Genomic DNA, 10,108 nt, shown 5'->3' on the forward strand with positions numbered 1-10,108 from the left:
CCCGGCCGGTGACCTCGACCGCCACACCCCGGCCGCTGGACCTGATCGCGCTGGGCGCGGTTTCCGGCGGCCTGCTGGGTTTCGAGGTGATCCTGCTGCGGCTGTTCGAGTTCAGCCACTGGCATCACTTCGCCGGCCTGTCGATCTCGCTGGCGCTGCTGGGACTGGGCTGCGCCGGGACCGTGCTGGCCCTGCTGGGCAAGCGCGCGCTCGGTGACGGCTGGTTCATCGCCGGCGTGCTGATCGCGGCGGCCGGCTTCCTGTTCGTGCTCTGGCTCAACTCCCGCATCGCGCTCAGGCCTGTGTTCGCCGCTTCGGATCCGGGCGAGATGCTGCGCGTACTGGCGGTCGATTTCGCCGCCTTCCTGCCCTTCTTCGGGGCGGGTCTGGCCATCGGCCAGGTCTTCCCCCGCTGGCCGGCACACCCGACCCGGCTCTACAGCGCCAACCTGCTCGGTTCCGGCCTGGGCTCGGCCGCCGCCAGCGTGCTGCTGGTGTTCTTCGCCCCCGAATCAGCGCTGGCCATGATGGCCGCCGTGCTCGCCGCCTGCGCCGTGATACTGGGCCTCAACCGCCGGCTGCGTGCGCCGGCGCTGCTCGCCGGAGTGGTGCTGCTCGCAGCCCTGTTCTTCGTCCATACACCGCCCCAGCCCCGGGTTTCCGACTTCAAGGCGCTGTCGCGGCTGACCGAACTGCCGGGGGCCGAGGTGCGCGCGGTCAAGCCCGGCCTGGCCGGCCGGCTGAGCGTGATCGCCGCGCCCAGCCTGCGCAATGCGCCCGGGCTGAGCCTGGGCTGGACGCAGCCGGTGGAATCGGGTTCGGCCGCGGTGATCGGCAGCGACCGCGTCGTGACGCTGCGCGACGACTACACCCGACTGCCCGCGCATGCCGAAGCTTCGCTGGTGAACCTGCCGCTGAACCTGCGACCCGACGGACGGGTGCTGGCCGTGGGCAGCTCGACCTGGTCGACGCCGGCCTTCGCCGTCGATCGCGACCTGGTGTGGCTCGAACCCGACCGGCGCCTGACGGCCCTGGCCCGCGAGCGCGGCGCGCGCTTCGAGGCCGTCGGGGACAGTCCCTGGCGCTATCTCGGAAGAAGCGAAGGGCAGTTCTCGCTGATCGCCCTCGACGGCGCGTTTGCCGGTGGCGACGCCGCCAGCGAGGACTACCTGCTGACCGACGCCGGCCTGGCGCGCGCGCTGGAGCGCCTTTCTTCCGGCGGCCTGCTCTCGGTGGCCGTCGGCATCGATTACCCGCCGCGCAACGGTCCGCGACTGCTGGCAACCATCGCCGCCGCGCTGGAAAGTCGCGGCGCATCCGATCCCGGAGAACACGTCGCCGCCCTGCGCGGCATGCAGTCGATGCTGGTGCTCATCGGCCGCGACCCGATTTCGAACGCCAACATCGAACAAATCGCCGCCTTTTCCGAGCGCTGGCAGTTCGACCGCGTCTGGTTGCCGGGCATGGATCCGGCCGAGGCCAACCAGTATCACGTCCTGGACGAGGCGGTGTTCCACGAGGCGGCGCGCGCGGCGTTCACGGCAACGGCCATGCCGCAGGCGGCGCAGTGGTTTACCACGGAACCGGCCACGCTCGAGCGGCCCTACTTCTGGCGCGCCATGCAGTGGCAGCAACTGCCGGTCCTGTTCGAGCGTCTCGGCCGCCGCGCGGCCAGCCTGCTCGACTGGACCCTGGTGATGTCGGTGCTGTCGATGGGCCTGGTGACCGTGCTCGCCGGCGCGCTCATCCTGGTGCCGCTGGGCCGGATGCCGCGCCTGGAAAAGCCGTTCCGCCGGCTGTCGGTCGGCGGCTGGTTCCTGGCACTGGGGCTGGGCTTCATGCTGGTGGAGATGGCGATCTTCCAGCGCGCCATCCTGTTCCTGGACCGACCGGTGCTGGCCGCCTCGGTCGTGTTCGCGCTGTTCCTCGTCGGCGCGGGGATCGGCAGCGCGATGCCGCCCAGGCACGACGATCCCAGGCGCGTGTTCGCCGCGCTTGGCATCGGCGCGGCCATCACCCTGGGCATTCTCTGGCTCGGCGCCGAGTGGCTGCTGGCCCTGCCGCAGGGTGTGCGCATCGTGGCGCTGGGCCTGGTGCTGCTGCCGCTGACCTGGGCCATGGGCCGGCCGCTGCCGTGGTCGCTGGGCCGGCTGTCGGACCAGCCACGCTGGATGCCCTGGGGCTGGGGCATCAATGCCTTCGCCTCGGTGGCGGCCGCCGCGCTGGCCCCGCTGCTTTCGGTACACTTCGGCCAGCCGGTGACGGTGACCACGGCGGCGGCCTGCTACGCCGTGGCCGCGCTGATCGCGTTTTCCTGGCAACGCGCCGGCACTGCAACGGAGCTGAAGGAAAAATGACGGGCAAGCTGTTGATCTATGCGGGGCTCGCCCTGGCCGTGATCGGACTGGTGCTTCACCGGTTTCCGAATGCACTGTCCTGGTTCGGGCGCCTGCCGGGCGACATCCGCATCGAGACCGAATCCGGCGGGGTGTACATTCCGATCACATCGATGATCATCGTCAGCCTGATACTGACCGTGCTCGTCAACCTGCTGTTTCGCAAATGAAGCGGTTCAAGCGCCGAACCCTGGTCATCATCGCCGTGGTGGTCGCCGTGCTTTTCGTGGTCGGCCGGGCGATACGACCGCTGGTGGGTTAATCATCGCGACCTGGAGATCGCTCCTGCCGCCTTCTCCTCCGCGGTGGAAAATGCACCCAGCTGACGGCCACCAGCGTTCCGAACGCGGTATAGATCACCAGGAACGTCGACCACGACAAGTCGAGAAACAGCAGTTCACCCAGCCAGTAACCGATGAAACTCTCGCCGTAATGTTCCTGCCCGGCCGCCCGACGCAGCTCGCCCTCCCAGACGGTCAGCGGGCAGAGCCGGCCGAGCCAGGTCTGGCCGACGATGTAGGCGATCACCACCAGGTGGATCCCCCGGAACCAGGGATTGCGCACCCACACCCAGCCGCGCACCCAGCCGACCATTACCGCCACCTGCCCGCCGATGACGAACGCCACGAACAGCGCGTGGATCACGAGTATTGCATCGGCCAGCAGGCCGGGATACGGAAGGCTGTGGAGAAACTCTCGACTCATGGCTTCATCCTAGCCTCCTCTCCTTGACGTTTCATTCACGCTCCCCCACTTGTAGAAGCAGACCCGGAATCTCCCCGCACCATGTCCACCCGGCCCACTCTCAAGCCACTGCTGTCGCTGAGCATCTCCGGCGAGGTGTCGACCAAGTCGTCGCACACGCGTCGGCGCTTTCACCGCAAGCTGCGCAGCAATCTCAAGGCCGCGCTCGAGGGTAAGGGTCACACCCCGCGCCTCATTGACAGCCGCGACCGCATCGACCTCCATGACCTGCCCGCCTCGGCGGCACCCCTGCTGGCACGGGTGTTCGGGGTGCAGTCCGTGCGCACGGCGCATTCGCTCGACTGGGATTCGCTCGACGACATCATCGAAGCCGGCACCGGTCTGTTCGCCGGCGAGGTCGACGGTCGGCGCTTCGCCGTGCGGCCGCGACGCGTGGGCAACAGCCGCCATCCGCGTCGCATCAGCGACGATATCGCCCGGCAACTGGGCACGAAGCTGGTCGAAGCCGGCGGGCGGGTCAACCTGGACAACCCGGAAGTGGCCGTGCACGTGGAAATTCGAAACGACGACGCACTGCTGTTCGGTAACCCGTTGCCCGGCCCCGGCGGATTGCCGCTGGGCACCGAGGGCCGTGCGCTGACACTGATTTCCGGCGGCTTCGATTCAGCCGTGGCCGCCTGGCAGATGCTGCAGCGCGGCCTGGACATGGATTTCGTGCTGTTCGACCTGGCCGGCCCGGAGCAGGTCGCCGGCGTCCAGCGCGTACTGACCGAACTGGACAAGCGCTGGATGGCCGGTTCGAGGGCCCGGTTTTTCGTGGTCGACTTCCGCCCGGTGGTCGCCGAACTGCGCAGCCAGACCCGGGGCGACTACTGGCAGGTGATGATCAAGCGACTGATGATGCGCGCGGCTGGCCGGCTGGCCGAACATACGAAGGCCGGCGCGTTGGTGACCGGCGAGGCGCTGGGGCAGGTGTCGTCACAGACCCTGGCCAACCTGGGCGCGATCGGCGCGCGCACCGAGCTGCCGATCATCCGTCCGCTGGTGGGACTGAACAAGGAAGACATCCTCAAGCGCGCACACGAGATCGGCACCTTCGAGGCGAGTTCCGGCAATGCCGAGTTCTGCGCGCTCGACGGCGGCCGGCCGGTAACCAGTGCCCGCGCCAGTGCGCTGGATCGGTTCGAGGAACACATCGATACCGACCTGATCGAGCGCCTCGTCGACGAGGCCGAGGTGATCGAGCGCGCGCACTTCGCCACGCCCCGCCGTGACGAGGCGTCACTGGATCACGTGCCGGACGATACGGCGGTGATCGACCTGCGCGGCGAGCAGGCACATGCCGACTGGCACTGGCCCGACTCCATCCAGCTCGATTTCGACCGGGCCTGCCGTTTCGCCGGCGCCCTGCCGAAAGACCGCGATTACCTGCTGGTCTGCGAGTTCGGCCTCAAGAGCGCCTGGCTGGCCGAGGCCATGCGGCGCGAGGGCTATCGGGCCTGGAGTTTCCGGGGCGGGATTCGCAGGCTTCAGAAGCTGGCGGCGGTGGCCCAATAAGCCTGTCGTCCCGAAAGCCGTGTTGATTTCCGGCGTGCGGGGTCCCGGCTCGGAGGCCGGGACGACAACCTCCCTGTCGTCCCGGACAGCGCACAAGCGCTGATCCGGGGACCTCGCAGCCATCGGCTGGCATTGAGCCCGGCCGTGCCGAATTCCGGCGTGCGGGGTCCCGGCTCAAGGCCGGGACGACAATCTCCCTGTCGTCCCGGAAGCCGCAAAGCGGCTATCCGGGACCTCGCACCGATCAGCCGGCACTCAGCAAGAACGTGCTGAAACGCCAGCGTGCGGGGTCCCGGCTCAGGGCCGGGACGACAGAACGTACGTGGCGCGTCTAGTCCGGGTAACCGGTGATTTCGCGGATGTCGCGGTACAGCGGGACGAGGCGCTTGTACAGGCGCCGGTAGACGCGACGGTAGAGCTTTTCGTAGACGGCGTGGTTTTCGGGATCCGGTTCGATGCGGTGGCCCACGCGCGTCATCTCGTTGGTGGCCACGCGCACGCTCGGGTACCAGCCCAGGGCATAGGCGGCGAGGATGGCCGCGCCCAGGCCGGAGGTCTCGACCGTGTGGGGGCGCTCGACCGGGCAGTTGAAGATATCGGCGGTGATCTGCATGACCGGCTCCGAACGCGCACCGCCGCCGCAGGCGCGCAGGGCCTGCAGGCGCCGGCTGCTGCGCCGTTCGATACGCTCCGCGCCCGAGCGCAATTCAAAGGCCACGCCCTCGAGCAGCGCACGGTAGAGATGGGCGCGGGTGTGCACGTCGCCGAAGCCGATGATCGCACCCTTGGCTTCCGGCCCGGGATCGATGTCGTGGCCCCAGTAGGGCTGGAGCATCAGGCCCAGCGAACCCGCCGGCACCTCGTCGACCAGCTCGTCGAGCAGGGATTCGGCGCTGACCCCGGTGGCCTCGGCGCGCTGGCGCTCTTCGAGCCCGAACTGTTCCTTGAACCAGCTCACCATCCAGAAGCCCCTGGGCACGGCCGCCTCGACCATGAAGTAGCCGTGGCGGGCGGCGGGAAATGCCGGCATGGGCGGTTTCGCCTCGAAATAGCGCGCGCTGTGGACGCTGATGGTCGAGCGCGTCCCGAAACTGATGCAGGCTGTGTGGCGATCGCTGATACCGGCCCCGACCAGGTCGCAGGCCTTGTCGGCACCGGCGGCGATCACCGGCAGCCCGGCCGAAAGGCCCAGGTGCTCGGCGGCGGAGTCGGTCAGTTCGCCCAGTTGGTCGCCGGGATTGACCAGCTCGGGCAGCTGATCGGGCCGGATCGACAGCGCCGGCCACCGCCAGCTCTTCGGACCGGCCCAGCGGCGGGCACGGTAGTCGAAGGGCAGGTAGCCGACCTGGCTGCCGACGGAGTCGGCCAGCCGGCCGGTCAGGCGATGGTTGAGAAACCCGGATACGCCGACGAAGGCGGCGGTCTTCTCCCAGGTTTCGGGTTCGTGCACGGCCAGCCAGTTGCATTCGGCGTTTTCGCGCAGGTGCTTCAGGGCCGTGCCGCGACCGCTCAGCCCGATCAACACCCGCCAATGCAGGGGCATTTTCGGCAGCCGATCGACATTCACGCGGCGACGATCGGTCCAGAGGATGGCCGGCCGAAGGGGGCGACCTTCGGCATCCAGGCAGATCTGGGTGCTGCGCTGCGTGGTGACCGACACGGCGGCCACGCGCTTGGGATCGTAACCGTCGTCCCAGAGTGCGCGGCAGGCCCGGCCGATTTCCTTCCAGTACAGCTCCGGGTCCTGCTCGGCCCGCCCCGGCGCCTCGGAAAACCAGGGCTCGATCTCGATCTTCTGCCGGCCCACGAGTTCGCCGCGGGCGTCGAACAGCAGGGCACGAACGCTCTGCGTACCGTTGTCGATGGCCAGGATCAGCGGTTCGTCTTGGTCGCTCATGGTTTCTCCACGTCCGGTCGCTCCGGTTTCGGTCGCGCATAGTGGCTTGAATGGATGGCTCGATAGCGCTGCCATTCCTGCTGCCAGCGTAACGCGTCCCAGCCAAGATCCCGTCGACAGAGTTGTTCGAGCCGCCCGGCAAGATGCGCACCGCCATCGGCCAGCAACAGCCCCACGCGGCTGCGGCGCAGCAGCAGATCGTCGAGATGCACCACCGCCTCGCGTCGGGCCGACCAGCCCAGTTCCGCCCAAAGCGTGTCGGTGCCCGGTACGGGTTCGCGCTCATCCGGCCCGGCTTCAGCCAGCAGGCGCACCGCGGCGCTGCCGAAATACCCGCCGAGGCGGCGCGGCAGGTCGTGGTCGAAGCGCAGGCCGGGCAGGCGTGACGGGGCGGGTGCGAACACGGGCGCATCGGAATCCGGCAAATAGTCGGTACCGATGACCCGGGCGGCGCGGCGCAGCACATCGTTGGCCATCAGCCGGAAGGTGGTCAGCTTGCCGCCGGTGACGGTGACCAGCCCGCCTTCTTCGAACACGACGTGGTCGCGGCTGGCCTTAGAGGGCGCGATGCGGGCCGGGTCGTCACCGGCTTTGGCCACGATCGGGCGGATGCCCGACCAGGTCGAGACGATATCGTTCTCGTCGATGCCGGCACCGGGAAACTGTGCGTCCACCGCTTCGAGCAGGTAGGCCATTTCGTCGCGGGTAATACCGGCCTCCTTGTCGAGGTCGCCGTCGTAGTCGAGATCGGTGGTGCCGATGACCGTGCGGCCGGCCCAGGGGTAGAGATAGACGAAACGCCCGTCGCGCGGATGCGGGCAGGCCAGGGCCTGGTAGACCGGCAGGCGCCAGGCCGCCACCACCAGGTGCGAACCCTTGAGCGGGCGCAGGCGCGACGCCCCGCCGACGGACTGCCGCAGCCGGTCGGCCCAGGCGCCGGTGGCATTGATCACGCAACGGGCTTTCACCGACAGGTGCTTGCCGTCGGTCTCGTCGACGAGCTCGATCCCGTCCACGGTTTCGCCCGATTGCTGCAGGGCATCGGCGCGCAGGTAGTTGATCGCCTTGCCGCCGTCGCGGCGGGCCTCGTTGAGCAGGCGCATCACCAGGCGAGCGTCATCGGTGACCGCGTCGACATAGCCCAGCGCACCCTGCAGACCGGTTTCATCCATGCCCGGCAGCAGCCAGGCAGTTTCTTCCGGTGAATGAAAACGATGCCGGCTGCGTCCGGCGAAGCGGTCGTAGAACCACAGCAGCGAACCGAAAACGCGCCGGCCGGGAAACTGCCCCTTGCGTACCGGGTAGAGAAAGGGCAGTTCCTCGACCAGGCCGGGTACCTCGCGCAGCAGGCGCTCGCGTTCGGCCACCGCCTCGCGGGTCAGGCGCAGGTCGCCCTGGGTGAGATAACGCAGGCCGCCGTGGATCATGCGTGCCGAACGGCTGGACGTGCCCCAGGCGAAATCGCGCTGCTCGACCAGCAGCACACGCCAGCCGCGGCGGGCGGCTTCGCGCAGCACCCCGGCCCCGGTAATGCCGCCGCCAACGATCACCAGGTCCCAGGGCTCGCCGTCGTTAGCCAGGCTGTCGAGCAGGGCCGTGCGCGAGCCGGGCTGCCAGCCGTCGGGATGCTTCACGGCTTGTCCTCCGGCAGCAGAACACCGGGATTCATGCGACCGTCCGGGTCGAAACGCCGGAACAGCGTGCCGAGGGCGGCCAACCCCAGCTCGCCCTTTTCGGCTTGAAGATACGGCGCATGATCGCGGCCCACTCCATGCTGGTGGCTGATGGTGCCGCCCCAGTCGACGATGGCCTGGCTGGCAGCGGCCTTGATGATCCGCCAGCGCTCGAGCGCGGTGTCGTAATCGTTGCCGACGCGGTAGAGATAGCTGGTGTAGGCGCTCGAACCCTGGCGGTAGATATGCGAGAGATGGGTGAAGACATGCACCGGCTCGTCTTGATCTGACAGGGCTGTTCCCACGCGTTTTTCCGCGTCGCGGATATAGCCGTCGACGCGCGACCAGTCCAGCGCCGTTTCGAAGGTATCGACCGCGTAGCCGAGTCGCCACAGGGCTTCGCGCAGGTAGGGATAGCGAAAGCGCCCGTGCGCCCATTTGCGGCCCAGCTTGCCCGGCATCAGCGCCACGGCGCCGTGACGGCGCAGCACGGTCCGGGCCTGCTGCTGAGTTTCGTGGACGGCCGGGCGATGGCCGGTACAGCCCAGGGTGAGCATACACTTGCCCTCGCCGATGCCGCGTAGTCGCAGCAATCTCTCTAGCCAACCCAACTGTTTTTTATCGACGGCCAGGCGCAGCCCGGTGAAGGTTTCGGCCGGGTTGGCCACACGCAGCATCGAAAGCCCGACGCGTTGCCGCACCAACTCGCGGGCGCAGTCGAAGGCGCGCTGCCAGTCGGGCAGGAAGAGCGTCTCGAAGATTTCTTCATCCGGCAACGGGCTGACCCGAACGCACACCTCGGTGAACACCCCCAGCCGGCCCTCGGAGCCGAGCACCAGCTCGCGCAAGTCCGGTCCGGCGGCCGAGGCGGGAAAGGTCGGCAGGTCGAGCGGGCCGGACGGGGTCTCGATGCGTCCGCCGGCAAACAACTGTTCGATGCGGCCGTATCTCAGCGACTGCTGGCCGCTGGAACGGCTGGCCACCCAGCCGCCGAGGGTCGACAGCTCCCAGGACTGCGGAAAGTGGCCCAGGGTGTAGCCGCGGGCGCGCAGCTGGGCCTCGACCTCCGGCCCACGCGCCCCGGCACCGAAGGTCGCCACGCCGCTGGCCTCGTCGAGATCGAGCAGGCGGTTCATCTTCGTCAGGGCCAGGGTGATGATCGGGCGTTGCGATTCCGCGGGCGTGATATGCCCCGCCACGGAAGTGCCGCCGCCGTATGGAATGACGATGGCGTCGTGCTCGGCGGCCAGCTCGAGCAGCTCGCGAACCTGCTCACCGCTTTCCGGACGAGCCACGGCATCGGGAAAGATGCCGAAATGGCCCGAGCGCATGGCCAGCCAGTCCGGCAGGCTCTGGCCGCGGGCGTGGCGAATACGGATTTCGGCATCCCGCTCGAGCAGGGCATGATCGATACCCGCCAGCCGGGATTCGGGCACCTGCCCGACGACGTCGGACAGCGACGCGTCCGGCAGCGGCGCGGAAGAACCGAGCAATTCCGACAGCAAGGACTCGGCCGAGGCAGGCAGGGTCATGTCGATCGACTCGTCACCCCAGCCGTTCCAGCGACGCATGGTGTTCTCCCAGGTTGCCTGGCTGCAACGTTAGCAGATTATTCCAGAGCATCTGCCTGCTCCAGCGGGGACTGGCGGAAGCGCTTCAAGCAAGTGGTGTAATGAATGATGGTTGTCACCGGGCGCGGTGCGGGTCTCGACAAGTCAACTTCTGTTTCGCCCGGCCTGCTTCGCAGGCTCTTGCGGCGAGCTACTTTTTTCGCGCGAGAAAAAAGTAGCCAAAAGCGCGCTTAAAAGATTGCGGACGCGCCGCAGGAACAAGCTGGTGTGCGGGCTTCAGTATTTTGCCTCCGTCTTCGCTCCAGCTCC

At 68.2% G+C, this 10,108-nt stretch carries 7 protein-coding genes; 3 read left to right on the forward strand and 4 right to left on the reverse strand.

Annotated features, from left to right (window positions below):
* Window positions 1-8: 8 nt before the first annotated feature.
* Both DZK26_RS04500 and DZK26_RS04505 read left to right on the forward strand, forming a co-directional pair.
* Complete coding sequence (locus DZK26_RS04500) at window positions 9-2,357, forward strand: hypothetical protein (protein ID WP_116898917.1); 2,349 nt, start codon at window positions 9-11, stop codon at window positions 2,355-2,357.
* A complete protein-coding gene (locus tag DZK26_RS04505) occupies window positions 2,354-2,566 on the forward strand; it encodes a DUF2905 domain-containing protein (protein ID WP_116898916.1) in 213 nt (70 codons plus the stop codon). Before DZK26_RS04500 ends, DZK26_RS04505 begins: the two co-directional genes overlap by 4 nt.
* Window positions 2,567-2,654: 88 nt before the next feature.
* Here DZK26_RS04505 and DZK26_RS04510 read toward each other — a convergent pair whose 3' ends face one another.
* The gene (locus DZK26_RS04510) at window positions 2,655-3,101 is read right to left on the reverse strand and encodes a DUF2784 domain-containing protein (protein WP_116898915.1); all 447 of its coding nucleotides are present in this window, start codon (window positions 3,099-3,101) and stop codon (window positions 2,655-2,657) included.
* Window positions 3,102-3,182: 81 nt separating this feature from the next.
* Here DZK26_RS04510 and thiI point away from each other — a divergent pair, with 81 nt between their 5' ends.
* A complete protein-coding gene (gene thiI / locus DZK26_RS04515) occupies window positions 3,183-4,658 on the forward strand; it encodes a tRNA uracil 4-sulfurtransferase ThiI (RefSeq protein WP_116898914.1) in 1,476 nt (491 codons plus the stop codon).
* Between the two features lie 331 nt (window positions 4,659-4,989).
* Here thiI and DZK26_RS04520 read toward each other — a convergent pair whose 3' ends face one another.
* The 3 genes from DZK26_RS04520 to DZK26_RS04530 are packed head-to-tail and all read right to left on the reverse strand — an operon-like array spanning window position 4,990 to window position 9,799.
* The gene (locus tag DZK26_RS04520) at window positions 4,990-6,555 is read right to left on the reverse strand and encodes an FGGY-family carbohydrate kinase (protein ID WP_116898913.1); all 1,566 of its coding nucleotides are present in this window, start codon (window positions 6,553-6,555) and stop codon (window positions 4,990-4,992) included.
* On the reverse strand, window positions 6,552-8,189 hold the full coding sequence (locus DZK26_RS04525) for a glycerol-3-phosphate dehydrogenase/oxidase (protein WP_220337229.1): 1,638 nt from the start codon (window positions 8,187-8,189) through the stop codon (window positions 6,552-6,554). The genes DZK26_RS04520 and DZK26_RS04525 overlap by 4 nt, the downstream gene beginning before the upstream one ends.
* Entirely contained in the window at window positions 8,186-9,799 is a 1,614-nt protein-coding gene (locus DZK26_RS04530; RefSeq protein ID WP_116898912.1) for an FAD-binding oxidoreductase, read from the reverse strand. Before DZK26_RS04530 ends, DZK26_RS04525 begins: the two co-directional genes overlap by 4 nt.
* Between the last annotated feature and the right edge of the window lie 309 nt (window positions 9,800-10,108).

It is taken from the genome of Wenzhouxiangella sp. 15190, assembly GCF_003417465.1.
Taxonomy (GTDB): Bacteria; Pseudomonadota; Gammaproteobacteria; order Xanthomonadales; family Wenzhouxiangellaceae; genus Wenzhouxiangella.

Excerpts from the sequence above, each read along its gene's own strand:
- DZK26_RS04505 (WP_116898916.1), top strand. The coding sequence starts at position 2,354 with ATGACGGGCAAGCTGTTGATCTATGCGGGGCTCGCCCTGGCCGTGATC.
- DZK26_RS04510 (WP_116898915.1), bottom strand. The coding sequence starts at position 3,101 with ATGAGTCGAGAGTTTCTCCACAGCCTTCCGTATCCCGGCCTGCTGGCC.
- thiI (WP_116898914.1), top strand. The coding sequence starts at position 3,183 with ATGTCCACCCGGCCCACTCTCAAGCCACTGCTGTCGCTGAGCATCTCC.
- DZK26_RS04520 (WP_116898913.1), bottom strand. The coding sequence starts at position 6,555 with ATGAGCGACCAAGACGAACCGCTGATCCTGGCCATCGACAACGGTACG.
- DZK26_RS04530 (WP_116898912.1), bottom strand. The coding sequence starts at position 9,799 with ATGCGTCGCTGGAACGGCTGGGGTGACGAGTCGATCGACATGACCCTG.